We start from the raw sequence: 26,350 nt of genomic DNA on the forward strand, positions 1-26,350 counted from the left end.
CCTTCTCTTAATTATTTAATTGCACCTTTTGTTAATCCTTGTTGTAATTGCTTTTGCCCTACAAATAGTAAAATCAATGTTGGAATGACAATAACCGTAACACCGGCCATTACGCTTCCCCAATCAGTTGCAACTTCTTGAGACTGAAGCTGCTTTATACCAATTTGGACTGTTCTTACTTTTTCATCAGTGGTCACTAAGAGTGGCCATAAATACATATTCCATGTTGTTAAAAAACTATATACTCCAAGCGTAATAAAACTCGTTTTACAATACGGAATTACAACGCTTAATAAAAACCTTACATTTCCAATCCCTTCAATAAAAGCAGCTTCTTTCAGTTCATTCGGAAGCGTCATAAAATGTTGACGTAGTAAGAAAATACCGAAAGCTGTTGCAAAAAACGGCACTGTCATCCCAGCGAAACTATTGATCCAGCCAAAGTTTTGAATCGTTAAAAAGTTAGGTACCATCGTTGCTTCCCACGGAATCAGCATTGTTGAAATAAACAGGAAGAAAATAAGGTTTCTTCCTTTAAACTGAAGAAAAACAAAAGCATAAGCCGCTAAGCTTGATACGATAAGTTGTCCAATCATAACAACTGTCGATACAACTAAACTGTTATATAAGTATGTAAAAAGCGGTACTTTTTGAAAAATATTAATAAAATTATCAAAAGTAAATTGAGTTGGAAATAACCTTCTCATTTGAATATCGTCTGGTGTCATAAAGCTTATTAAAAATGCATACAGTACAGGAAAAAATACCATTACTGCACTAATAATGAGCAGCATGTATAATAGGAAATTTTGTTTCCACTGTTTAACAATCATTTATAATGCACCTTTCTCTCAGCAAACTTAAATTGAAGTAATGTAGCAATGAAAATGAAAACAAATAATATCATCGCTTGTGCACTTGCTGTTCCAAATTGATGATTCACAAATGCCTCTTTATAAATCGAATATACAATTAAATTCGTTGCATCATTTGGTCCACCGTGCGTTAAAATATCAATTTGTCCAAAGCTTTGGAACGCACTAATTAGCGTCACCGTTACGATAAAGAATAGAGTAGGTGATAACATCGGTAATGTAACACGGCGAAGCTTATATAAATAGCTAGCACCATCTATAGATGCACTCTCATATAAAGACGTATCGATATTTTGTAAACCACCTAATATAACTAAAAATGCAAATCCTGTATTCACCCAAACCGTTGTAACCGATACAGAGAACAATGCCCAATCTGGACTCGTTAACCATGCAATTGCAGGTAGATTCATAGAGGCTAATATATTATTAAATAACCCGACACTTGGATGAAATAAAAATAGCCAAATCACCGCACTAGCAGCTACTGATATTCCCATAGTGGAAGAAAATAACACACGGAATAACCCAATACCTCTTACTTTTCCATTTGCAATCAATGCAAGAAATAAAGCTAGTATAATACTCGTAGGTACTGTATATACAACAAATAATAAAGTTGACTTTATGCTTTTGTAGAAAGCAGGATCAGAAAATAGGTATTGATAATTTTCTAAGCCAACAAAAAGATTAGCTTCTCCATGTATATCTGTTAAATAAAAGCTATAGTAAATCGTCCTAAATAATGGATAGAAAAGAAAAATTGAAAACAATAAAATAGATGGCGCCAAAAACAATAATCCTATTCTTAAATCTTTCGTTCTACCCCATAAATTTTTCTTTTTTGAAACTTTTGTTTGAACTGGTAACTTACTTACTTCGATCATTATTTCGCCACCACTTTCAACTCTTCTTCAGCTACCACTTTTAATCGTTCATTCGTATTTTGGTGAAAGAAGCATAACTTTTCTTGCGAGAATAATAATTTTACTCTGTCACCTTTGTTCAGGAGTAGCTGTCCAATGACTTTCGCACTCCAAGTTTTTCCATTTACCGTGAAATTTAATATAGATTCATTCCCTAATACTTCTACAGATTGTAGTGTCACTTCTTGCCCTTCCTCAGACAGTGCAATATGTTCAGGACGCATACCTATTCGAATTGTTCCTTCTGGTAATTGCTTTAACTGTCCAATAGATAATGGAATTTGCAATTGCCCTATATGTAATACACCTTTTTCTTTATCCACTTCTCCATCATTTATATTCATAGAAGGAGAACCTATAAAGCTTGCAACAAATTCGTTTGCTGGTTCGTTATATATGTCAAGTGGTGTCCCAACTTGCTGTATACTTCCTTTATTTAAAACCATGATACGATCTCCCATAGTCATCGCTTCTATTTGATCGTGAGTAACGTAAATCATCGTAATTCCTAATCTTTGCTGAATTTCTCTAATTTCAATTCTCATTTGCGCACGTAATTTCGCATCTAAATTCGAAAGTGGTTCATCCATTAAACAGATTGGTGCTTGACTCACGATCGCCCTTGCAAGCGCAACACGCTGTCGTTGTCCGCCTGATAATTGACCTGGTTTCATTTTCACATACTCTTTCAGTCCTACCATTTCAATAGCTTCCATTAATCGCTTTTGTCGCTCTTCTTTTTGTACTTTTCTTACCTTAAGTCCAAATAAAATATTTTCTTCTACAGATAAGTGTGGATATAATGCATAATTTTGAAATACCATTGATAGATTACGGTCTTTCGGCTCTAGATCATTTGCAACATGTTCATTAATAATTAAATCTCCCGAAGAAATCTCTTCTAAGCCAGCAATCATTCGTAATAATGTGCTTTTCCCACATCCCGAGGGTCCAACTAAAACAAAAAATTCACCCTTCTTAATATGAACCGATACGCCCTTAACCGCTGTCTCTGCTGCATTTTTATATACCTTTGAAACATCTTTCAATTCAATCACAAGGTTGCACTCCTTTTTTCTTCTTGTATCCATACTTCATAATGACTCGTTGAAATCGCACTTGCTCCTGCACGAATAGCAATTTCCGCATCTTCTCGCGTTTGAATCAGTCCGCCTGCAATAATAGGAAATTCTATTTCCTCTGCTAACTGCTTAATAATTGAAGGCATAATACCAGGCATGATCTCTACCGCATTCGGCTTAGTCGTTTTACAATTCTCAATTGATTTTGTAAGAGATAAAGTATCGACAATAAAAATACGTTGAATCGTTTTTAATCCAAGTTTATTAGCATTTCGAATTGTCGAACCTTTTGTTGAAATAATACCTTGTGCTCCGATAACATCTTGAATATACAAAAGAGCTTCCTCTGTATTCGTATTTAAACCTTGTATAAAATCACAATGAAGAAATACATCATGTCCATGTTTCTGTAATTCATATACACGCTCTGGTAACTCCAGCATTGAACCAGTCATAAGAAAAACTGTTTTCGGTAATTTTTTATCTGTTTTGTATCCTTTCCAATCCTTTATCATCGCGATATAAGGTTCTTTAAACATTTATTCCACCTAGCTTTTCTATTTTTATCCAAACTAAAAACACCTACTTACATAGAACAACTTTCTCCTTATTTGAACTCTAGGGAATAGAGCACACCTAAGAAAGTGGCACATTATATGTAAGCGGGTGTTCTCAAATGTTCTCTACCCTAGTTATTTTGTTACCTTTACTATATTACGCATTTATTAAGTCAGTTTTGATAGATTGTTAATTAGCTGTTAATCGAATGTTAATATTCAACATATTCCCTTTTACATTAATCATTATATATGAATGGTACAAACAAACTTCCAGCTGCCTTTAATATTCTATAGTTAATGCTTTTTAATTTTCCTATCACTGTTTGAATTAAAGCTATCCCTAGAAGTATGTTTCTTCTTGTATTGATATTGTCCATACGATAACAACACCAACACTATTTCCTTGAAACTCCTTATCTATCCCTCTCTTCAAATAATTTTTTCAAAACAAAAATCCCATTTAAATACACATTACTGAATTCATCATACTAAATGACTTCTTCATTCTGTCTATCTAAATGAGATTATTTCGTACTTTGTATTTCTTTGTCTTGTTATTCCACCGGTTGTGGCTGTGGCTGTACTACTTCATTCGCTCCAGCTATCCTCAACATATTTGCAATATCTTTAAAGCCTCTTTTTTCAGCATATTGCAGTGGCGTAATATTTTCCTTATTGCCCATATTTACATCTGTCCCGTGGTCAATAAGCATTTGAATTACTTTCTTATGATTTTCACTACCATTTCCTAATACGATTGCTTCTACTAAAGCTGTTCCACCACGAGCATTTCTATAATTCACATCAATATCTGTATGCTCTAATAATTCTTTTACGACCTCTACATGGCCACGTTCAGATGCAGAAATGAGTGCTGTTCCACCTGATTTAGTCGTTTCTTTCGTATTAACTCCTGCATTAATTAATACTTTTACAATATCCGTATATCCTTCTCTACTTGCGTAAAGAAATGGATTACTTTGTTTCTCATCTTTACTTTCAATATTAGCACCTGCACCAATTAATGCTTTAACTGTTTCTACATGATTTTGATACGTTGCTGCAAGGACAGGCGTTTCTCCGTTGTCACCTTCTACGTTTATATTCGCTCCATCCTGAATCAACTTCATAGCTGTCTCTGTGTCTCCAAGAGTTGCTGAAAGTAACAACTGTTTGTCCATTAAATTTATACTTTTTTCTTCTTTAGATTCTTCCTGTTCTTTATGCTTTTCTTTTTTCTTTTCGTTTTTCACATGAACCGGTTTCGATTCTGGTTCTTCTTGCTTATCGCAAGCCACTACCGTCATTAAAAGTCCTAATAACATACATAATAAAATTTTTTGTTTTCTCACAACTACAACTCCTATGAAAGATAATGTTTTCTTAACCATTCCTCCATCACATACAATAACTCTTCTTGATTACATTTATCCATAAGCCCTTTATATTCCTTCTTTAATCGGCTTATCTAAGCTCATACCTATTTTTTTCTCAACCTATTGGAATGATACACCTGATTGCTTCATCATTAACATTATGAAGCAATTAGTTTAGCACGATTTTACCGCATTTGTATACATTTCTAAAAAGTACGTAAATGATTGCTTTAGGTTACTATATTCCATTGTAACCGTTCTTCTAAAAATTTTACACCTTTTCTATATTTGCACTTGAGTAATACTAGAAAGAGACAACTATATAGTTGTCTCTTTCTAGTATTAATGATGCCCACCGTGATTCCCTGTTTTCGGTTTCCCCATCATTTCTTTATTCATTTCCCATTTATGCTCTGCTAGCTCTTTATACGAAAGAACTTTCCCCTTATAGTTAGATACAAAGCTCTCTGCGTCTTTTTTATTTTTAAATGAAATAACATTATAAGCCATTGGTGTCGTTATTGTTTTATCATATACGTAAGTCGCATCTTCTAATGAAACCCAATCTTTTGAATCATAATCGCGAACAAATTTTTCTTTCGTCTTTTCACCTGAATTGATCTCCATCCATTTATACATACAACCGATATCATCAAACTTTAACGCTTTTCCATTTTCTAAAATAATTTCGGTTGCAAATTGATTATCCATTACCCCAATTTGACAAATATCACATTTATCATGTTTCTCATCAATTGCCACCGCTTCTGCTTGTTTCTTACCACATCCTACTATTGTAAATACAAAAAATAAGCATATAGCAAACATTACATACTTTGTTCTCATTTCATTTCCTCCCTAACCGTATCTTCCACAAGGAGAATATCAAAAACTTGTGTGAGATTTGTGAAAAAACAATGTTCTTTTTGTAATATATGGAACAAAAAAGATGTGTAGTCATATCTACACATCCCTCATCATTCACAACCTGTAATTAATAAATCGTCTTCTAACTTAACTAATAATGTATCTGTATTAATTTGCTGCCCAACAAATACATTTACTAATCTTATATTTCCACTGATACCGACCGCAACTTTTTCAAGCTCACCGTTATTTTTACGGATCATCATTAATTTTTCCCACTCATATACGTAAGAAGTTTCATTAACAAAAATCTCTTCTACTTTTCCTTCATAAGAACTATAAACCTCTTCAATTCTCGTTTTCATATAAAATCTACTCCCTATTTCACACTTCAATATTTTCATCTTATTCTACCATTCTTACGGGGAACAGCTTACCTTTTTAAAAATTCAAATTAACTACCGTGAACAAAATGACCAAAATAAAAATTATGCTTCTAATGATGTTATTTTTCAAATTATTTACCATTTGAATAGATGCTTTTATGATAAACAAAAAACCTTTTTTCTGAATTTTCATTCTTCTTTTGAAAGCGTAATCATTTTTGAGGGGGAGATTACATGTTATCACTACTTGGATTTGCGATGGTATTTGTCTTTATGTTTTTAATTATGACGAAACGTATGTCTGCACTAGTAGCATTAATATTAATTCCAATTACTTTCGCATTAATTGGTGGTTTTTATGCAAATATGGGACCTATGATGTTAGAAGGAATCCAAAAGCTAGCACCTACTGGTATTATGCTTATGTTTGCTATTTTGTATTTTGGAATTATGATTGATAGCGGTTTATTCGATCCTATCATTAGTAGAATTTTGAAATTTGTAAAAGGAGATCCTTTAAAAATTGTTGTTGGTACAGCGATTCTTACTATTATCGTTTCATTAGATGGGGATGGAACCACAACGTATATGATTACTGTTTCTGCAATGTATCCACTATATAAACGCCTTGGAATGAATCCACTTATATTAGCTGGGGTTGTTATGTTAGGGGCTGGTGTAACAAATCTTACACCTTGGGGCGGACCGACAGCTCGGGTTATGAGTGCTCTTGGACTAGACGCATCAGAGCTCTTTACACCACTTATACCAGGAATGATCGCTGGTGCCATTTGGGTCGTTTTCGTTGCTTACTATCTTGGCAAAAAAGAAAGAAAACGATTAGGCATTATGGATGTACAATATTTAAAACAAATGCAAACGATGGATGAGCAAGCTGCAACAGTAGAAGCTGCCGTACATAAACGTCCTAAGCTTTTATGGATCAACTTTTTATTGACCGCTACATTACTTGTCTGTCTCATACTAGAAGTTATGCCGTTACCTGTTTTATTTACAATCGCTTTCGCTATTGCTGTTATGATTAACTATCCAAACTTAGAGCAACAGAAAGAGCGTATTGCTTCTCATGCTGGAAACGTATTAGCAGTTGTTTCTCTCGTATTTGCCGCTGGTATTTTTACTGGTATTCTATCAGGAACAAAAATGGTAGATGCAATGGCTAACAGCGTAGTCACTCTTATACCAGACGCTCTTGGGCCACAACTACCAATTATTACAGCACTTCTAAGTATGCCATTCACATTTTTCATGTCCAATGATGCATTTTACTTCGGTGTACTACCTATTTTAACAAAGGCTGCTGCTACTTACGGAATTAGTGCAGCTGAAATGGGACGCGCTTCCTTACTTGGGCAACCTGTTCACTTATTAAGTCCTCTTGTCGCATCCACTTATTTATTAGTCGGAATGGCCAAAGTTGATTTTGGTGAACATCAACGCTTCACTTTATTGTGGGCAGTTGGAACGACAATGATTATGTTGATTACTGGAATTGTAATTGGGATTATTCCGATATAATAGAAAAACAGTGGAGGACATTATATCCTCTACTGTTTTTTATTATGAAGAAACGAGAAAATACCTTCTTTCTGGTCTGCCTACACTTCCATATGTAAGCTCCGCATGAACTTGCTTTCCTGATATTAAATATTCTAAATAACGCCTCGCTGTTGATCGGCTTACTCCTACCATTGTACTTAACACTTCTGCTGTAATTCCTTCTTCATTCACTGTTAACATATGCTTTTTTATTTTTGCTAAAGTTAAGGGATCTATCCCTTTCGGGGCATATTCTATTTGGTTTCCCTTTACGCCTCTTTGAGACCATAAATGTTCTATTTGTTCCGTAGATAATTGATTAGTTTTCTTTAACTGCATAATCTTTTTTTGGTAACTTTCCAAACTTGCCTTAAATCGATCAAACATAAGTGGCTTTACGATATAATCTGTTACTCCGCCTCGTAAAGCGTGCCTCACTACATCTGTTTCCGATGCAGCTGTAATCATAATAATATCTGTATCATGTAAATTATGCCTAATATATGTGACAAGTTCCGTTCCTTGCATATCAGGTAAGTACACGTCTAATAAAACTAACTGTGGCTTCACAAAATCTAGCCATTCTTTTGCTTGTTCTCCAGTCGTTGCTGTTCCAATTACTTTAAATCCCTCAACCTTTTCAGTAAAACGACGATGAATGTCCGCAATTCGAATATCATCTTCTACAATCAATACTTCAATCTCCTCACCCATTACAATTCGCCTCTCTCTTTTGGTAATGCAATAATAAATAATGCACCACCCAAATCCCCTTTTTCAATTGCAATACTTCCATTTAAATCTTCTACTAACTCTTTCACTCTTGCTAATCCATATCCTCGTTTCCCGCCTGCTTTCGTCGAGAAACCTTTATAGAATATGCTAGTAATGACTTCATCATGAATCCCTTGTCCTGAATCTTCCACTCCAATTACTATCTCTTCTCCGATATCAGTTACAAACATTCTTACCTTCTTATCATTCTCTTCATTTCTTTCAATCGCTTCAAATGCATTCGTAATTAAATTTCCTAAAATAGAAACGACATAATTACTCTCAATATGTGGGCTTAATTTGTCTAAGCTACTTTCTCGATCTAGCATGAAATCAATCTTCAACTCTCGTGCTCTATTATAGAATCCAATTAAAATCCCACCTAACCATGGATTTTGAATTCGCTTCATAATAAATTGAACAAAATCTTGATATACCGCTGTTTCCTTATGAATAAGCTCTAAAGCATCTTCATATGATTCTAACTGAATAAGACCTGAAAGCGTATACAATAAATTATTATATTCATGTGTTTGTGCCCGTAATGCCTCTGTATATTGCTTCGTCTGAGATAATTCTGCTGTTAACTGATCCATTTCAGACTTCAAACGTAAGCTTGATACAACGCCCGTTACTTTATTCTTTACTTTAATAGGTAGACGATTAGCAATAACAGCCTGCCCTTTTATATTTAATTGACGATCAAACTGTTCTTCACCAGTTTGAAGTACATCTAGTATTGTTGAATTAGGAATTACATTTAAAATAAATTCTCCAACAATATTTTGTTGTTTATCTAACGAAAGAATATCATAAGCTGCTTGATTGACTAAACTAATCATGCCATTTTCATCAATGACAATAATCCCTTCGCGTACAGATTGAATCACTGTACTATGCTCTTCATATAAGGATGAAATTTCTTCTGGCTCCATCCCAAACATCATTCTTTTTATACTTCCCGCTAAATATATAGAGCCGATTATTCCAATTAAAAGACCTACTATTGTAATCCAAAACACACGCTTTCCATACACTTCTACCGCTCCATGAATATCATCCATTGAAAATCCAACAGACACCACGCCAATAATTTCATTTTCCTGATTACGAATTGGGACTTTGCCGCGTAATGAAGGGCCTAATGATCCAGTCGCTTTCGAAACATAAGATTCCCCTTCTAATAAAACTCCTTCGTTATCTCCACCAACCATTGCTTCTCCTATTTTCTCTTTCTGAGGATGTGCATAACGGCTTCCTTCTTTATTTCCAACTACAATAAAATCAGCATCTGTATCATTTCGAATTTTTTCTGCAATTGGCTGAATAATAGAAGATGGATTTTCTTTTTGAAATGCTTCCTGGATTTCTGGTATAGCAGCAACTGTTTTCGCAACATGCAAGGCCCTTTTACCAATCTGCTCTTCTACTGTTGCTGATAATATGTAGTAAAATAAATAACTTGTTAACAGAAGTACGACTAGAATAAGTGTACTAATAGTTAATGTAACTCTCGGTTGTAGTTTTAATTTTTTAAATTTCAAAACCCTTCCCCTTACATAAATAAAAATGTAATTTAAAGAAAATACAGTTTTTTTATTCAATCATAACACGATTACTGTATATTTCTTAATTTTTATCTTCATAAAAAAAGAAACGAAGTACAATTACTACCTCGTTTCTTAACATTTTTTATTACACTTTAAACTTCCCAATCATCCCTTGTAATTCTTCTGCCATTTGCGATAAATGAACTGCTGCTGCATTGATTTCATCTACTGAAGCTAATTGTTCTTCTGAAGAACCAGCAATATTTTGAACGCTTGCTGCATTTTCTTCAATCGTAGCTGCAATTTCGTTAATAGATGCGCTAACTTGTTTTGCATCTACTGTCATTTGTTTCGCTACTTCTACCATACTATCAATTTGTACAACTGTATCATCTGTAGACTTCAATATTTCAGCAAAGCTTTGCTTCGTTTCATTTGCAACCACAAGTCCTGATTGTACTTCTGTCCCAACTTGCTTCATAGAGCTTACTGTTTCTTCTATGTCAAATTGTATCTCTTTTACTAGTTTTCCAATTTCCGTAGAAGACTGTCCTGATTGTTCTGCTAACTTTCGCACTTCATCTGCTACAATTGCAAATCCTCTTCCTTGTTCTCCAGCTCTCGCAGCCTCAATTGCAGCATTTAATGCTAATAAATTTGTCTGCTCTGCAATATGTTGAATCACCTCAAGGATTGCTCCAATTTGTTTCGATTTATCATCTAGCAAAACAATAACTTTATCTGATTGTGAAACAGACTCATGAATCAATTGCATTTGATTCACAGTTTTTTCAACTAACTTTCCACCATCTTCAGCCTTTTTCTTCGTATACATAGATGCTGTGGATACTAATGAAGAACTGTCTGCAACACGTTGAATTCCGTCTGTAACTTCTTCTAATAATGTTGCGCCTTCTTCAACTTCTTTCGTTTGTATTTCTGCTCCACTCGACACTTGCTCTATTGCTTGTGTAATTTGTTCCGTCGCTTCACTTGTCTGCTTCATACTAGCTGTTAATTCTTCTGAAGATGCCGCTACATGACTTGCCGAAGTATTTATATTGGAAATGACATGATGTAATGATGCTGCCATCTCGTTAAAGCTTTCTCCTAGCTGCCCAATTTCATCTTTAGAATGAACTGTAATTGATTCCGTTAAATCACCTTCACTAATTTTTTTCGATGATATAACAAGTTGTTTCAACGGTTTAATAATAGAAGCAATTATAAAGTAAATTACAATTCCACCGAGTATTAGTGAAATCCCAAGAACTGTTATCGTTTTATAGAAAATAGGCTCGGCCGCTTGAATAATTTCTTTTGAAGGCATAATTCCTGCTATTTTCCATCCAGTTTTCTTATTCGTTTTAAAAGTAATATTACGATCTTCACCATCTAATGAATAATGAAAATCACCAGCTTCCTGTTTATAAAATTCTTTACTAAGTTTCTCTTCTAATTTCTCTCCCGGCTTCAGTGTCGGGTGTGCGACTACATTTTTATCTTGATCAAATATCGCTACATATCCTTCCTTACCGATATTAACCATCTTGGAAGTAGTTACAATATCATTGATAATTAAGTCAATCCCAAGGACGCCACTTTTATCCTCATTTTGTTTTGCTAGTGTAATAACAGTATTCCCTGTCGTTTTTGACTTATATGGAGCAGTTACAATTACTTCTCCGCTTTTTTTCACTGCCTCTTTATACCAATCTCTTTCTGTAGGATTATATCCTTCGGGCATTTGAATAGCTGGTGACTGAATAAATTGTCCATTACTAGATCCTGTATAGATTGCTTCCATTTCTGGATGTAATTTATTGTATTCTTCTAGTTTATTTTGGATGTTTTGAATTTGATCCGCTTGATAACTTGATTGTGTAAATAATTTCGTAAAATAAGTTGCATCTACTTTTTTACTGTCCAATTCTTTATTAATTACATTATCCAAAATTTTTATATTATCTTTCGCCGAGTTTACAATCGTTTCATTAAAATTTGTTTTTGCCTGTTGATAAGACGTCCAACCAATTACAATACTTGGAAGAATTAAAATGATGATAAATGATACAAGTAACTTTGTTTTTAAACTACTACGCCTTAATTTTCCTTGAAACATATTTCTACCCCTCCATACCGCTTTACATTTAATTTCTTTATACAAATCATACGATTCAAATGTATCAATGAGACTCTCTATCTCTTTTCTCATCTTTTTCTACATTTAAAAAATTGATACATACCTTTTTCATTCTATATAAATTAAATAATTAAAACAACATATAAAAATGTATATTATTCGAAATATTATAATTCACAGAAGAACCTCTAGTATCTTACTTACTAGAGGTTCCTCCCACTTTACTATTCTTTATCTTTTTCTACTTCTTTTTTCTCATCTTCTACTACAGATACAACAGGTTTATCGTTTGATAATTGCTGTACTGCACCTTTTCCAGCAAATCCTTCTAATAACTCTTTTAAATCAATGCCAGAAGAAGCTTTTAATGTTTCTTGCATCGTTGCCATTAAATCAGTCGCATAACTTGCAACTTTTCCGGCGCCGCTATTTTTACCACCGCCGCCTGTATCGACAACTGTAATTTTATCAATGTTGCTAAGTGGGCTTGCAATTTCTTTCGCATAACTTGGAAGCATTTTAAGAACCATATCCATAATCGCGGCTTGCCCGTATAATTCAAACGCCTCTGCAATTTTTTGCTTCGCTTCTGCTTCCGCTAAACCTTTTAACCTAATAACATCTGCTTCCGCTGTACCTTGTGCTTTTTGTACTTCTGCTTTTGCTTGACCTTGCGCTTTTTCGATTTCTGCCTTTGCTAAACCTTCTACACGTACTTCTTCCGCACGAGCTCTCGCTTCAGCTTCAATCTTATATTGATCCGCATCTGCCTTTTTAATTTGTTTTACTTTTTCTGCTTCCGCTGACTGCTCCACAGCATAGCGATCTGCATCTGCTTTTTTCTTAACTTCTGCATCATATTGCTTTTCACGACGTGCAATTTCTTTTTCTTCTAATTCAATTTGTTTCTCACGCTCAATGATTTTAACGCGCATTTGCTCTTCCGTAACACCTTGTTGCGCTTTCGCTTGTTGTAATTCGTAAGAAAGATCCGCATCTGCGCGAGCCTGTTCTTGCTCTCTCTTATAAGATTGTACTTTTAACTCTTTATGTTTTTCAGCTTCAGCGATTTGAGCATCACGTTGGTATTCAGCTTCTTTTGCTTCTTTCTCAGCACGTGCTTTTTCAATACGTGCTTCTTTTTCACGCTCTGCATTCGCAACCGTTGCATCACGTTTAACCATTGCAATTTGTGGCTGACCAAGTGCATCTAAGTAACCGTTCTTATCCATGATTTCTTTAATCGTAAAGGAAACGATACGAAGACCCATTTTCTTTAAATCTGTAGAAGCTACTTCATGTACCTTTTGAGCAAATTGCTCTCTATTACTATAAGCATCTTCTACTGTCATAGAAGATAAAATAGCACGTAGATGCCCTTCTAACACTTCTTTTGCTTCTACTTTTAACTCTTCTGTTTCTTTTCCTAAATATTGCTCAGCTGCTGTAGAAACTTCTTCAATGGTAGAACCTACTTTAATAATAGAAACACCATTTACCGTAACTGGAACACCTTGCTTCGTATACGTATCACGTGTACCAACTTCTAATTTGTAGTTTAATAGGCTTAAAGGCTCTGCTCTTTGCATAATCGGAACTACGAAAGTACCGCCACCACGAATAATCTTAATCTTTTTTCCATCATCTGTGGTAACAACATTTTTCCCGCCACCAAGCCAGTTCCCTGTAACAATTAATGCTTCATCTGGACCAACTGTACGATACTTCGTAATGAACACTAAAATGAGTAGAAGTAAAATTGCGAGTAACACTCCACCGATAATTAATGGAATCGTCATGTAAATTCCCCCTTATAATTTTGGTTTCTTTAAAGAATAAGCGATGTTTTGTACAAGTAAAACACCATCTTGGACTCCCTCGATAATAACCTCTGTGCCTTGCGAAATATCTTTTTTTCCAACTGTTTTAGCTGGGATTGCATTACTTCCAAATTGAGAGGAAATTAATACTTCTCCAAATCCTTCTGTAGGAATTGTTGTAATGACTTCTCCTTTGCACCCAATGAATTCATCCATACGTTGTACGGTATTTTGCTCTGCCTCTGCAATCGGTTTTAAAATTAGTAGTTTCATGATGAAAACACCGATAAAAGATATAGCAAATGCACCAGCGAAAATAATAATACTATTAAAGGCAAATAAATATTCTCCTATATAACTTAATCCACATAACATGGCGAAGAAACTAAGTAATAAAGTAACAACGGATACAGATCCGCCCCCAAAACTAAATATCGATTCAAATATATCTCCCAAAAAGATATAAATAACAGTAAGTATAGTAGCAATAATAAATCCGTATAAATAAATTGTTTCAAGTGGATAACCGAACAAGGCCATTTCTTATCCCCCTTTCTTAAACAATCCTCTTTTGTTATGTGTATGCCCCACCTCTTTCAAAGATTATTGTTCTTAATTTTCAGTTATTTATCCTTTAAAGAAAAGCCTGTAGTACAGGCCTCTAAAAAAGAACAGGAGAAACCTATTGTGACAGGCTCCTCCTAGAAAATAACCGATATATTATATATCTATATAATATACTATTTTCCACAAAAAGTAAAGTTAAACATACATTGGAAAAATACTTATTTTACTGATAATTCGTATGTTCCATCGCCATTATCATATTTATATACATACAAGTAATACTTACCTGGTTTTGCATTAAATTTTGCCTCTATATGATTTCCATTTGCTTGACCGTAAGTAGCATAATTTTGCATATCTGATTCATGGTGAAGTACCCATGTCATCCCGATTCCATACTCATTTAAAACGGAAATATCGATATCTTTCGCTGATGCTACATTAAATGTATAAACATCAGTGTGATCCTCGCCGATAAGGCTACCTTTTATAATAGCGTTTAGCCCAATACGATTTGCTTCCTCTGGACGATTATTTGGTTCTGATTCTGTTAAACTTCCATCTTTAACCGTAACAGTTGTTTCGCTTCTGCTTTCTTTCCCTTTATCATCTTTTACTCTTAACGCTACTTTATATGAACCTTCTCTTTCATATACATGTACTGGATTTACTTCTGCACTTGTTCTTCCATCTCCAAAGTCCCATAAATAAGAAACAATTTTTCCATCTTCATCGTTTGAGCCATCACTTTTAAATTGAATACCTTCTTTTACAAACCCATTATAAGGGCCATTTATATTAACTGTTGGAGCTTTATTTTCTCCGTCATCTTTTGCGATACCGTGGAAGACTACATCATATTCAAATTGATTTGAGCTATTTACACGGTAATTGACGAAGTATGCTGTAACAGTTTTGTAGCCACTCCATTCTTTTTGTGCCAGTTGTTCTAAAGCTTCATTTACTTTCTTACTCATTGCGTTCCAATCTTCTGACTCACCTTTTGTTACACTACCTGTAAATGTGCCTTCTAATGTAAATGTATGAAAGAATTGGGAGCTTTGTTTTGTCATTTTTGCATCTTTCATCGGCAACGTATCACTAATTTCTTTCTCTACTGCTGTTAACGATTTTGGTGCATGTTCAGCTAAATAATCATCTGCTACTTCCGGTACATTATATTTATCTTGATTATCGATTAGCTGCTGCATATACTCTTGATACTCTTCATTTAGTTTAAGATCTTTACTTAAATTCTCACGATAGGCATCATAATTTTTCACGTCATTTGCACGAATTAAATCTTGAATTTTATCAAATGTTTCAAATTGATGTGTATATAAGTAAGATTGCAATGCGAACGAGTAATTATAGAAATCCCAAGAACCATATTTAGCAAATAGTGTACGCTCTGCTGTATAACGGCTTGCAGGATCAGATGATAATCCACTAATGATGCTCTTTCTCGGTACTACATTATTTGTACGAGTAGATCCAGCGAAAAATTCTGCATTTCCTTCTTGGAACCACGTTAATCTTTCATTTTGATACATATCTCCTCTTCCAAATAGGCCTGGTACTTCGTATCTCCCTTGCAGATAATGAGTAAATTCATGACGGAACAACTCTTCTAAACTATAAATACTTTGCTCTGGTGTACGCTCATATGTAAAGAATGTACCTGTCTCTTCAATATAAATTCCACCGTTGTTTGTTTCATATCCATACAGTTGTCTATTTAACTGATATTCATCTGGAGTATTATAAATTACTATTGTTAATACATCATCTGCATTTCCTGGTTCTAACGCTTTGTCGTTACCAATTACACGGTGATACTGTGCTTTTACTTCCTTCGCAGCCCAATATAGTCTCTTAATTTTTTCTTCTGATACTTTGTCTCCTGTTTTAAACACAATGGATCCATCGTCAAACGTGTACGTTTTTGGTAAGTACTGCTCTTTTCCTTCTTGACGTATTTTCTCTAAATCTACTGTATTCCCGCTGTAATCTTTCCCATTATAATTCGTTGTAATTTGTTCTACCGCAACAAAATACGGCTCACTTAAGCGTGGATACATATGCATCGCTTGTGTCACAACTTCTAATCCTTTATTTGGATTGCTATGAAACTTCCCTAAACGACTAGCGAAATAAATTCCATTATTAACGAGCCACTTATTTTCTGGTGTTACTTCATTTAGAAGAGCAATACGATTTATTTCATTAATAAACCCATCTACTTTTCCATACCACATCGTTTCATTCGCTTCTTTACGAGCCTCAATTAAGTAAGACTGTATATCATAGTCAATCCCTTGCATAATATCGTATACAGCTTGCCCTTTCATACGATCGTCTACATACGTATGAAGATTATCATTATATTGTTTTAAAATATTAGCTGCATATTGAACAGTTTCAACATCACTTGAAGCGTTACTAATTAATTTTCCGTATGCAGATACGACTGTATCTTGTTCATCTGTACCAAGCTTAAAGTTTGGATTTTTTGCGATAGCTTTTAAAGCAGGTAAACATTTGTCCCGGAAGCTTCTTTCATTTAATTCACTTAATTCATTATTATAAAATGCTAGATAAAAAGCTGAACGCAACACTTCAGTAAACGTTTGAATTCCTTTTGAATCATCTTTCGTAAATGTATTCCCTCTATGAGCTAATTCATCTATAATGACCTGCATTTTTCCTTTATCTTTATAAAAAGCCTTTGTATCTTCATTAAATTGGAATAAGTCTGTAATTTGATGCCACTTAATACTGCCTAACGTTTCAATTAATTCTTGATTATTCATTTTGTTTAAATCAGCCATTGAATAGCTTTCTTTAACTTGCTTTACTACCGAATTCTTCATAATAGATGCTGGTCGTTGCGAAAAGTCTCCTACTTTTAACCGTTCTTGAAATGATAATGTTTCATCAACTTTTGAAATATGTCCAACTTCATCTACCGGCTTTTCAATCCCAACCGGTTTTGTTTTCAACACATTATAAGGTACTTTTTCTTCTGCAGATGCATGAGTTTGAAGTGCCCCTAACGATAAAGCCATTGTACTAATACTAAGCATCACTTTATTGATCTTTGATTTCTTGTTCATATCCTTGTCCCCCTGTTTAAATATTCCATTCAAGAATTTAACATAAAATCCATATATAACAATAAAAAATGCAATATTTCATATTATTTCTTCTTACATTTTGTACATATCGTGAACACTCTTACTTTTATCTCACCTCCAATATTTATAAATCTATAGCGATTAAACTGACCTTTTACACACGTTAAAAATAGATTTTTTTGACAATTAAACCTTTAATTGTTATGGTTAATATAATTGTTAACTTTATTAAACAAGGGTGGGATTCTATGATAAAAAAAGAAAACAGTGTATTTTATATCTCCATCTTGCTAACAACATTATTCATCATATGGGGAATTACCCCGGCAAGTTGGATACAAGGCTATGATTTACAAAGTGTTACATCTTCCTTAAACTCGTTTATCCTCAATAAATTTGGCTGGTTTTACTCTCTACTTATGACCGCAATGATTATTCTGGCCACTTATTTAGCATTTTCTAAATACGGTTCTATTCGTCTTGGTAAAGATGGAGAAAAACCAACTTATAGTTATCCATCTTGGTTATCCATGTTGTTTGGAGCAGGAATGGGAATCGGACTCCTCTTTTATGGAATCACTGAACCGATTTCACATTTTACAGATCCATTAACAGGAAAAGCAGGCACAGAAGAAAGCGCTAAGCTCGCTATGCAATATTCATTTTTCCACTGGGGCCTCTTTCCGTGGTCACTATACGCAATGGTCGCTTTAACAATTGCATATTTCACATTCCGCAAACAAAAAGGTAGCACAATTGGCGCTACAGTTACTCCATTATTTAATCGATCGAAAAATTCTCCTATCGGAAAAACAGTCGATATTTTAGCTGTTTTAGCCACAGTATTCGGTATTGTGCCATCTGTTGGGATTGGTGCCCAACAAATCGCCGGAGGATTAAGCTATTTATTCCCTTCTATTCATAACACTTTACTTACACAGCTCGTACTTATCGCCATCTTCGCTGTTTTATATTTAACAAGTGCACAAACTGGCTTAGATCGTGGGATTAAATATTTGAGTAACTTGAATTTCTCTCTTGCAGGTATTTTACTCGTCTCCTTTTTATTTCTAGGACCAACTGTATTTATTATGAAATATTTCACATCTACACTCGGTTCTTATATAGGAGCTTTACCTAGTATGGGATTAAATTTAGGAGCATTTAATGAAAAATCTTCTTCTTGGATTGAAAATTGGACTATTTTCTATTGGGGATGGTGGATCTCTTGGTCTCCATTCGTCGGTACATTCATCGCCCGTATTTCTAAAGGACGCACAATAAAAGAATTTATTTTTGGAGTTGTATTAGTCCCAACTCTTATCTGTACATTTTGGTTTGCAGTATTTGGCGGTACCGCTATCCATATGGAAATGTTCCAATCGCTTGGAATAGCTGATGAAATCGCAAAAAATGGTACAGAGATTGGATTATTTGCTGTTATTTCACACCTACCATTCTCTACATTTTTAACAATTATCGGATTAATTTTAGTAGCCACATTTTTCGTTACTTCTGCTGACTCGGCAACATTTGTTGTTTCCATGCAAACGAGTAACGGAAATTTATCACCGAAAAATAGTTTAAAACTTATATGGGGATTAACAATCGCGATAATTGCAGCTATTTTATTACAAGCTGGAGGATTAAATGCACTACAAATCGCAGCGATAATTGCTGCGCTACCATTTTCTATTGTAGTCGTTCTTATGGTTACTTCACTCTTTAAAGAGCTGCGAAAAGAGAATATTAATTCGCAAACGAAAGAAATATCTCAAAAAATAAAAAAAGTCATGTAACAATTCGCACCTCTTCTAAATAAATTATTTGGGCTACAAATTAATCCCGAACCCATTATTACTGAGGGTGGCAAATGAAATAAAAACCCATTCGTATGAAATATGATTTTCATACGAATGGGTTTTTTATCCTATTAAATAATACTGTAAACATGCTTTCTCTTCAACCTTACATCTCATCCAAAATATATAAATCATTATGATTATCACATCTCGAATAAATGATAATCATAATGATTTTCGTTATCAACTAACAATGAAAAAATCCCTTGAAAATTTCACAAAAAAATAATCCCATTTAAAAGGGATTATGCCATTTTCTCTCCGGATTCTTCTCTAAAAAAGCTTTTCATCGCATGGAATACATCTGCTTTTTGCTTTAAAATATAATATCTGAAATTCTCATCTTTAATATTTTTATAGGCTGACATGAGGGTACTGTGGCGGTTGTACTGGTTCACTTCCCCATACCCAAACATATTACACTTCTTCATTAACTCTTCAACAAGTTTTACACATCTAACATTATCTGATGTTAAATTATCACCGTCTGAAAAATGGAATGGATAAATATTATAGCGGTCTGGTGAGTATTTATTATCAATTAGCTCGAGTGCTTTTTTGTATACAGAAGAACAAATTGTTCCACCACTTTCTCCTTTTGAGAAAAACTCTTCCTCTGGAACTACTTTTGCCTCCGTATGATGGGCAATAAATTCAATATCTACTGTTTCATACTTTGTGCGTAGAAATCTCGTCATCCAGAAAAAGAAGCTCCGTGCCATATATTTCTCCCATATTCCCATTGATCCACTCGTATCCATCATTGCTAATACAACCGCTTTAGAATCTGGCTTTAACACTTCATTCCAAGTGCGGAACTTTAAATCTTCTTGATGAATGGGATGGAAAGATGCTTTACCACGCATCGCATTTCGTTTATATGCGGATATCATCGTTCTTTTCTTATCAATGTTACCCCATAATCCTGTTTTTCTAATGTCATTAAATTCAACATCTTCAATCCGGTTTTCATCCATTTCTTTTCTCTTTAAATTAGGTAATTCTAATTCTCTGAAAAATGCTTGCTCTAATTCTAGAATAGAGACTTCAGCTTCATAATAATCTTCTCCAGCTGAATCTCCTGCCCCTTGCCCTTTTCCTGGTCCTTTTTGCTTTTGACCACCTGATCCATCTCTCGCAACGACATCACCAACTTTGCTATCACCATTTCCTTGCCCAACGTGTTTGTTTTTATCATAATTGTACCTAATCTTATATTCATCTAAAGAACGAATCGGTATTTTTACAACATCCTTACCATTAGACATAACAATGCTTTCTTCTGTTACAAGATCGGGTAAATTATTCTTAATTGCCTCTTGTACTTTTTCTTGATGGCGTTGTTGGTCGTCATATCCTTTGCGATGGAGGGACCAGTTTTCCTGTGAAATCGTATAATTTGGTTGGTTTTCTTCACCCATTTCTTTCCCTCCTTACTGTAATTGTCTTCCTATATGAACAGCAGGCTAGAAATTTTGTTTTATACTGTGCAAGCTAGAATGAAAGGTAACTGCCCATCGAAAATCATCCCATAAACATATATAACGTTTTTCATATAATACCCCGAGCATCCTAAACAAAATTTTGCCACTCACATACTAGAAAGAAACATTCAGCCGTTAATAAGAAAGAAACACAATGCATAGTTGCACACATTTACACATTGCAACATATTGTATTGTGTTGGCTTTTTTTGTATGAATGGTTGGTTACTCTATCATATGCATATTGTAAAAATAATTGACAATAAATTCATGAAATTGCATCTTAATTTATTATATTAGGACAAGGTATGACACTTTATACATATATGAACGGATAATAAAACGCTGTCCCGCAAAATACAAGAGACAGCGTTTTATTATCAAACTATCGATTTAGCAGGCTACCTACATAGCGTAATAATTCATTTGCAGATGAAGAGTTATAGCCGTGCTCATCAATTAAACGTGCAACAACATCATTGATTTTCTTCAGCTGATTTTCGTCTGGTGTTTTCGTTGATGTTGTAATTTTCACTATATCTTTTAAATCAGCAAATAGCTTCTTCTGAATGGCTTCACGAAGACGTTCGTGCGAATTATAATCGAAGCGTTTCCCTTTACGTGCATAAGCAGAGATGCGAATTAATATTTCTTCCCGGAATGCTTTTTTAGCATTTTCTGAGATTCCAATTTGCTCCTCAATTGAGCGCATTAGTTTTTCATCTGGACTCATTTCTTCCCCTGTTAACGGATCACGTAATTTCGACTTATTGCAGTACGCCTCAACGTTATCTAAGTAATTATCCATAAGTGTCTTAGCGGATTCTTCGTACGAATAAACAAACGCTTTTTGTACTTCTTTCTTAGCAATTTCATCGTATTCTTTTCTCGCCAATGAGATGAAATTCATATAACGTTCTCGGTCTTCATTACTAATCGATGGATGCTGATCCAACCCATCTTTTAACGATCTAAGCACATCTAAAGCGTTAATAGATGGTACCTCTTTTCGAATAATTGTAGAAGAAATTCGGTTAATGACATAACGAGGGTCAATACCTTTCATACCTTCATCTTGATATTCGCGTTGTAGCTCCTCTACATCAATCGTATTATAGCCTTCTACCGTTTCTCCATCATACAAACGCATCTTTTTAATTAAATCAATATCCGGACGCTTCGGATCTTTTAAACGAGTTAAAATTGTAAACATTGCTGCAACGCGAAGTGTGTGTGGTGCAATATGAACATTGGATACATCACTTTCACGAATCATTTTTTCATAAATATGTTCTTCTTCACTCACTCGTAAATTGTATGGAACTGGCATTACAATAATTCTTGAGTGTAATGCTTCATTTTTCTTATTTGCTATGAAAGAACGATACTCCGTTTCATTCGTATGCGCTACAATTAATTCATCTGCTGAAATAAGCGCAAATCTCCCCGCTTTGAAATTCCCTTCTTGCGTAAGCGATAATAAATGCCATAAAAACTTCTCGTCGCATTTTAACATCTCTTGGAATTCCATCATCCCACGGTTTGCCTTATTCAATTCTCCATCGAAGCGATACGCTCGTGGATCTGATTCTGAACCATATTCTGCGATTGTTGAAAAGTCTAAACTACCTGTCAAATCGGCGATATCTTGTGATTTAGGATCAGACGGGCTAAATGTACCAATCCCTGTACGACGATCTTCCGAGAAGAAAATACGCTCTACAACTACATCCTCAATTCTTGAACCATATTCTTGCTCTAGACGCATAACGTTTAGTGGCGATAAATTCCCTTCAATTCTAACTCCATATTCATCAAAGAAATCATTCCGTAAATGATGCGGAATTAAATGAAGTGGATCTTCGTGCATTGGGCAGCCTTTAATTGCAAAAATTGCTCCTCGATCTGTTCGTGAATATGTTTCTAACCCTCGTTTCAACATCGTAACTAATGTTGATTTCCCTCCACTAACAGGACCCATTAATAATAAAATACGTTTTCTAACATCTAATCGTTTTGCAGATGGATGAAAATATTCCTCTACTAGACGTTCTAAAGCATCCTCTAATCCAAATAGCTGATTACTAAAGAAGTTATACTTTCTTCTACCATCTACTTCTTCAATTCCAGCATCTTTTATCATATTGTAAATGCGAGAGTGTGCTGTTTGAGCCACCCATGGTCTTTCCTTCACAAGTTCTAAATACTCCGCAAACGTACCTTCCCATTGTAAGCGTTCTTCTGCTTCTCGATGCTGTTCAATTTTTTTTAGAATATCCATTATAGCTCCTCCCCCATCTCCTTGTTCAATCGGATTATTATAAAAGGTATGCTAGGATGTCCTCAAACATTCTTTAAATCAACATGAAATATACAGTAGTGCTATAAAATTCTCTCCAAAATTCAAAGAAAATTCTGTATAATATAGGTATTAAAGTTTTTACACCGCTATTCATTTTAAATAAATTCTTTTCTTCCAAGAACTTTGCATACATTTCGATTCATATTTAAGATTCGTAAACTGAAAAAATAGGAGGGATATTAGTATGAAATTATTATTAATTTTAGGTGTATCACTCACATTTCTTACAGCTATTTTTACATCTGGTTACAATGATAAACCTGGTACACATAAAAAGTGATGTGCTTTTTAGCACATCACTTTTTTAATCAATCATTTATAATACACATTTTCCACATCATATTTTGACAAAGGTCGGCTATAATAATAACCTTGTACAAACTTCACATTCTTTTCCTTCAAAAATTGTATTTGTTCCGCCTTTTCTACTCCTTCTGCAATTACATTCAATTCCAAAGTATGAGCTAAATGAATAATTGCAGCCGTAATATTTGTATCACGTTCATCTATATGTATACCTTCCATAAAAGAACGATCGATTTTCAAAGTATCAATTGGATACGTTTTTAAATAACTTAAAGATGAATATCCCGTCCCAAAATCATCTAAATGAATCTTTAAATTTTGTTCTTTTAATTGTAGCAATACTCTTTTCGATATATCTTTATATATAAGGGCTCCTTCTGTAACCTCTATTGCTAGTAGATGAGCTGGTATATTGTACTTATGTAAAGCCCGTGTAATCATCTCTATTAATGTAATAGAGCGAAAGTGCCTGGCTGAAATATTAACTGCAATCGGGACAACTTCATATCCTTTATTTAACCATTCACGTATTTGCTGACACACTTCATTTACTACCCATTCATCAAGCTTAATAATAAATCCTGTTCTTTCTGCTAGCGGAATAAATTGATTTGGAAAGACAAATCCTAATTCTTTATTCTCCCACCTTATTAAAGCTTCCATACTAGCTATTTTTTTCGTTTCAATATTAATTTGCGGCTGATAATATAAGATGAATTCATTTTTTTCTATGGCTCGATGTAATTGGTTTTCTATTATAAATCTTTGTTCACGCTCACAATCTAATCCATTGCAATAAAAATGATAATGCCCTTTTCCTTTTTCTTTCGCTTTTTCCAAAGCAGCATCCACTCTTTGGAATAATATTTTTTCATCTTCTCCATCTGTTGGAGCCATTACAATTCCGATTGACGCACTTAAATACACGTCCTCTTCTTCGATTACAAAATGTTCACTAATCTTTTTTTGTATGCTTTTTGCAACTACCTCTACACATTCTTTCGTTATATTTTCTATTAACATAACAAATTGGTCATCGTGTTCTCTAAATAAGTGCATACCGTCTATTTGGAGATTGCTTAAACATTCTGTAACTTTTTGTAATACTTTATCTCCTTCTTTATGACCAAAAGTATCATTAATAAGATGAAATTCATCTAAATCTATAAAGATAAACGCAAAATCTATCTTCTCATTTAAAAAATCATTTAACTTATTTGTACATGAAATTCTATTCAGTAATCCTGTTAACTGGTCATAGTAAGCTAAATATTCCGTTCTCATCTCATTTAATACTTGCCTTGTAACATCCCTCGTAACAATATATACCCCAAAAATTTCACCGTTCACAATAATCGGAATAGTCCTCAAAGAAATATAGAGCTCGTACCCTTCTTTATGAACATATTTCTTTGAAACAATTTGCTTTGCTCTTCCTTGCATGGCTCCTTTAAATATAACTTGAAAATCTTTTTCATATTCTTTATTAATAAATTCAAAAATAAATTTATTATTTAATTCTTCATATCGATATCCAAATATTTCATACGTTACTGGATTTGCATATGTAATTTTACCTATAGAATCTATAGATATAATGGAGTCATTATTATATTCTAATAACGACTTAAACAACGTTTTTTTTTCCTCTATCTCTTCCTTTTCTACAATCTGAGCTGTAATATCCCTCGTAATACAAATAATAAACTGACATACTCCTTCTTCGTCGAATACAGGATTAAGTGAAGATTCATAATGTATCTCACCTTTTGGTAAACTAACTACATCACAAAAGGTATGTGCTTTCGCTTCGCTCGCTACTTTTGCATATTGCACTTGCAATATCCCCGCTATATCTTTTGGTAATACTTCTGCAAAAGTTTTTCCATAGCACTCTTCGCCTAACCTAGCATAATCCATTCCTATTTTATTCACATACATATATTGAAACGTTTCATTATCAATAACTTTCAATATAAATACTAAATCTTGAATAGCATGTAATAATCCTCTTCTTATTAAATCCATATCTATCATACTTAAAAAGGTATTTTGATTACTATATTGTTCCTTCATATTTATCTCAACCCGTCTGATCTATTTTTATTCATATATCCCATTCTATATGAATATGTCCCCTTTTTTAAATGTATGATTACATATTATTTTTATTTTTAGAAAAAAAAAGTCGCCATATGGCGACTTTTAATAAACGATTTCTAAATCTAATCCTGGATAATTTTGTTGACGGAACGCTTCATAAATCAAAATAGCTGCTGTATTAGATAAATTTAATGAGCGCACTTTATCAGTCATTGGAATACGTAAACAATGATCGAAATTTTCTTCGATTACATTAGCTGGTAAGCCGTTTGTTTCTCTTCCAAATACGAAATAGTAATCCTTCTCACGTTTGCTATAATCAAACGCTGTATGAGCTTTCTCGCCATACTTTGTTAAATAGAAGAATTCACCATCTTTATTTTTCTCATAAAACTCTTCAATTGAATCATAATACGTAATTTTCACGTGCTGCCAATAATCTAATCCTGCACGCTTTAACATTTTATCATCCGTTGAAAATCCAAGCGGTCTAATCAAATGTAATTCTGTTCCAGTTGCTGCACAAGTACGAGCAATATTCCCTGTATTTGCTGGAATTTCTGGTTGATATAAAACAACATGTACTCCCACGCGATATTCACCTCTGTTT

Annotated in this window: 19 protein-coding genes and 1 pseudogene; 2 read left to right on the plus strand and 18 right to left on the minus strand. The window is 34.0% G+C overall.

Annotation, left to right across the window (positions count from 1 at the left end):
- Window positions 1–11 precede the first annotated feature (11 nt).
- The 7 genes from CO726_RS20885 to CO726_RS20920 form a co-directional block, all read right to left on the minus strand.
- Entirely contained in the window at window positions 12–833 is an 822-nt protein-coding gene (locus CO726_RS20885) for a carbohydrate ABC transporter permease (RefSeq protein WP_099685571.1), read from the minus strand.
- Window positions 830–1,762, minus strand: a complete 933-nt coding sequence (locus CO726_RS20890; RefSeq protein WP_099685572.1) for a carbohydrate ABC transporter permease — start codon at window positions 1,760–1,762, stop codon at window positions 830–832. The genes CO726_RS20885 and CO726_RS20890 overlap by 4 nt, the downstream gene beginning before the upstream one ends.
- Window positions 1,762–2,859: an ABC transporter ATP-binding protein gene (locus tag CO726_RS20895; RefSeq protein WP_136699798.1), complete on the minus strand. Its 1,098-nt coding sequence runs from the start codon at window positions 2,857–2,859 to the stop codon at window positions 1,762–1,764. Before CO726_RS20895 ends, CO726_RS20890 begins: the two co-directional genes overlap by 1 nt.
- Window positions 2,856–3,422, minus strand: coding sequence for a glycerol-3-phosphate responsive antiterminator (locus CO726_RS20900; RefSeq protein WP_099685574.1), 567 nt, complete (start codon window positions 3,420–3,422; stop codon window positions 2,856–2,858). Before CO726_RS20900 ends, CO726_RS20895 begins: the two co-directional genes overlap by 4 nt.
- A gap of 575 nt (window positions 3,423–3,997) precedes the next feature.
- Complete coding sequence (locus CO726_RS20905; protein WP_136699799.1) at window positions 3,998–4,834, minus strand: ankyrin repeat domain-containing protein; 837 nt, start codon at window positions 4,832–4,834, stop codon at window positions 3,998–4,000.
- 327 nt (window positions 4,835–5,161) lie between these two features.
- Window positions 5,162–5,665: a nitrous oxide reductase accessory protein NosL gene (locus tag CO726_RS20915; RefSeq protein WP_098761613.1), complete on the minus strand. Its 504-nt coding sequence runs from the start codon at window positions 5,663–5,665 to the stop codon at window positions 5,162–5,164.
- 131 nt (window positions 5,666–5,796) lie between these two features.
- Window positions 5,797–6,051, minus strand: coding sequence for a hypothetical protein (locus CO726_RS20920; protein WP_099685575.1), 255 nt, complete (start codon window positions 6,049–6,051; stop codon window positions 5,797–5,799).
- A gap of 255 nt (window positions 6,052–6,306) precedes the next feature.
- Here CO726_RS20920 and CO726_RS20925 point away from each other — a divergent pair, with 255 nt between their 5' ends.
- Window positions 6,307–7,611, plus strand: a complete 1,305-nt coding sequence (locus CO726_RS20925; protein ID WP_099685576.1) for a CitMHS family transporter — start codon at window positions 6,307–6,309, stop codon at window positions 7,609–7,611.
- A 42-nt stretch (window positions 7,612–7,653) separates the two neighbouring features.
- On the opposite strand, the gene CO726_RS20930 is transcribed toward CO726_RS20925, so the two are convergent.
- The 7 genes and pseudogenes from CO726_RS20930 to colA form a co-directional block, all read right to left on the minus strand.
- Window positions 7,654–8,346, minus strand: coding sequence for a response regulator (locus CO726_RS20930; RefSeq protein WP_099685577.1), 693 nt, complete (start codon window positions 8,344–8,346; stop codon window positions 7,654–7,656).
- A complete protein-coding gene (locus CO726_RS20935; RefSeq protein ID WP_136699800.1) occupies window positions 8,346–9,950 on the minus strand; it encodes an ATP-binding protein in 1,605 nt (534 codons plus the stop codon). The genes CO726_RS20930 and CO726_RS20935 overlap by 1 nt, the downstream gene beginning before the upstream one ends.
- A 151-nt stretch (window positions 9,951–10,101) precedes the next feature.
- Window positions 10,102–11,049: a methyl-accepting chemotaxis protein gene (locus CO726_RS33215; protein WP_425427815.1), complete on the minus strand. Its 948-nt coding sequence runs from the start codon at window positions 11,047–11,049 to the stop codon at window positions 10,102–10,104.
- Window positions 11,044–12,171 (minus strand): annotated as a pseudogene (locus CO726_RS33220) (HAMP domain-containing protein); the annotation flags it as partial. The gene CO726_RS33215 and the pseudogene CO726_RS33220, both read right to left, overlap by 6 nt.
- A 152-nt stretch (window positions 12,172–12,323) precedes the next feature.
- A complete protein-coding gene (locus CO726_RS20945; RefSeq protein ID WP_099685579.1) occupies window positions 12,324–13,898 on the minus strand; it encodes a flotillin lipid rafts scaffold protein FloT in 1,575 nt (524 codons plus the stop codon).
- A gap of 12 nt (window positions 13,899–13,910) precedes the next feature.
- Window positions 13,911–14,459, minus strand: a complete 549-nt coding sequence (locus CO726_RS20950) for an NfeD family protein (protein WP_099685580.1) — start codon at window positions 14,457–14,459, stop codon at window positions 13,911–13,913.
- A 245-nt stretch (window positions 14,460–14,704) separates the two neighbouring features.
- On the minus strand, window positions 14,705–17,602 hold the full coding sequence (colA, locus tag CO726_RS20955; RefSeq protein WP_099685581.1) for a collagenase ColA: 2,898 nt from the start codon (window positions 17,600–17,602) through the stop codon (window positions 14,705–14,707).
- Window positions 17,603–17,871: 269 nt separating this feature from the next.
- On the opposite strand from colA, the gene opuD reads away from it, so the two are divergent.
- Window positions 17,872–19,422: a glycine betaine transporter OpuD gene (gene opuD / locus CO726_RS20960; RefSeq protein ID WP_098761622.1), complete on the plus strand. Its 1,551-nt coding sequence runs from the start codon at window positions 17,872–17,874 to the stop codon at window positions 19,420–19,422.
- Between the two features lie 308 nt (window positions 19,423–19,730).
- Here the strand turns inward: opuD and yhbH are convergent, their stop codons facing one another.
- The 4 genes from yhbH to trmL all read right to left on the minus strand — a co-directional run bounded on the left by yhbH (window position 19,731) and on the right by trmL (window position 26,331).
- On the minus strand, window positions 19,731–20,906 hold the full coding sequence (yhbH, locus tag CO726_RS20965; protein ID WP_099685582.1) for a sporulation protein YhbH: 1,176 nt from the start codon (window positions 20,904–20,906) through the stop codon (window positions 19,731–19,733).
- A gap of 448 nt (window positions 20,907–21,354) precedes the next feature.
- Window positions 21,355–23,250, minus strand: a complete 1,896-nt coding sequence (locus CO726_RS20975) for a PrkA family serine protein kinase (RefSeq protein WP_099685584.1) — start codon at window positions 23,248–23,250, stop codon at window positions 21,355–21,357.
- 393 nt (window positions 23,251–23,643) lie between these two features.
- Window positions 23,644–25,713, minus strand: a complete 2,070-nt coding sequence (locus CO726_RS20985; protein ID WP_099685585.1) for a sensor domain-containing protein — start codon at window positions 25,711–25,713, stop codon at window positions 23,644–23,646.
- A gap of 129 nt (window positions 25,714–25,842) precedes the next feature.
- Window positions 25,843–26,331 (minus strand): tRNA (uridine(34)/cytosine(34)/5-carboxymethylaminomethyluridine(34)-2'-O)-methyltransferase TrmL, encoded by a 489-nt coding sequence (gene trmL, locus CO726_RS20990; RefSeq protein WP_000538147.1) that lies wholly within the window; start codon window positions 26,329–26,331, stop codon window positions 25,843–25,845.
- Window positions 26,332–26,350 lie beyond the last annotated feature (19 nt).

The sequence above is a fragment of the Bacillus fungorum genome (genome assembly GCF_002746455.1).
Classification (GTDB): Bacteria; Bacillota; Bacilli; order Bacillales; family Bacillaceae_G; genus Bacillus_A; species Bacillus_A fungorum.

Bases quoted from the DNA above. Each gene is read 5' to 3' on its own strand.
- colA (WP_099685581.1), bottom strand. From the start codon at position 17,602: ATGAACAAGAAATCAAAGATCAATAAAGTGATGCTTAGTATTAGTACA.
- CO726_RS20905 (WP_136699799.1), bottom strand. From the start codon at position 4,834: ATGGTTAAGAAAACATTATCTTTCATAGGAGTTGTAGTTGTGAGAAAA.
- CO726_RS20915 (WP_098761613.1), bottom strand. From the start codon at position 5,665: ATGAGAACAAAGTATGTAATGTTTGCTATATGCTTATTTTTTGTATTT.
- yhbH (WP_099685582.1), bottom strand. From the start codon at position 20,906: ATGGGTGAAGAAAACCAACCAAATTATACGATTTCACAGGAAAACTGG.
- CO726_RS20945 (WP_099685579.1), bottom strand. From the start codon at position 13,898: ATGACGATTCCATTAATTATCGGTGGAGTGTTACTCGCAATTTTACTT.
- CO726_RS20900 (WP_099685574.1), bottom strand. From the start codon at position 3,422: ATGTTTAAAGAACCTTATATCGCGATGATAAAGGATTGGAAAGGATAC.
- CO726_RS20925 (WP_099685576.1), top strand. From the start codon at position 6,307: ATGTTATCACTACTTGGATTTGCGATGGTATTTGTCTTTATGTTTTTA.
- CO726_RS33215 (WP_425427815.1), bottom strand. From the start codon at position 11,049: ATGGCAGCATCATTACATCATGTCATTTCCAATATAAATACTTCGGCA.
- CO726_RS20985 (WP_099685585.1), bottom strand. From the start codon at position 25,713: ATGAAGGAACAATATAGTAATCAAAATACCTTTTTAAGTATGATAGAT.
- CO726_RS20930 (WP_099685577.1), bottom strand. From the start codon at position 8,346: ATGGGTGAGGAGATTGAAGTATTGATTGTAGAAGATGATATTCGAATT.
- CO726_RS20920 (WP_099685575.1), bottom strand. From the start codon at position 6,051: ATGAAAACGAGAATTGAAGAGGTTTATAGTTCTTATGAAGGAAAAGTA.
- CO726_RS20885 (WP_099685571.1), bottom strand. From the start codon at position 833: ATGATTGTTAAACAGTGGAAACAAAATTTCCTATTATACATGCTGCTC.
- CO726_RS20950 (WP_099685580.1), bottom strand. From the start codon at position 14,459: ATGGCCTTGTTCGGTTATCCACTTGAAACAATTTATTTATACGGATTT.
- CO726_RS20975 (WP_099685584.1), bottom strand. From the start codon at position 23,250: ATGGATATTCTAAAAAAAATTGAACAGCATCGAGAAGCAGAAGAACGC.
- opuD (WP_098761622.1), top strand. From the start codon at position 17,872: ATGATAAAAAAAGAAAACAGTGTATTTTATATCTCCATCTTGCTAACA.
- CO726_RS20890 (WP_099685572.1), bottom strand. From the start codon at position 1,762: ATGATCGAAGTAAGTAAGTTACCAGTTCAAACAAAAGTTTCAAAAAAG.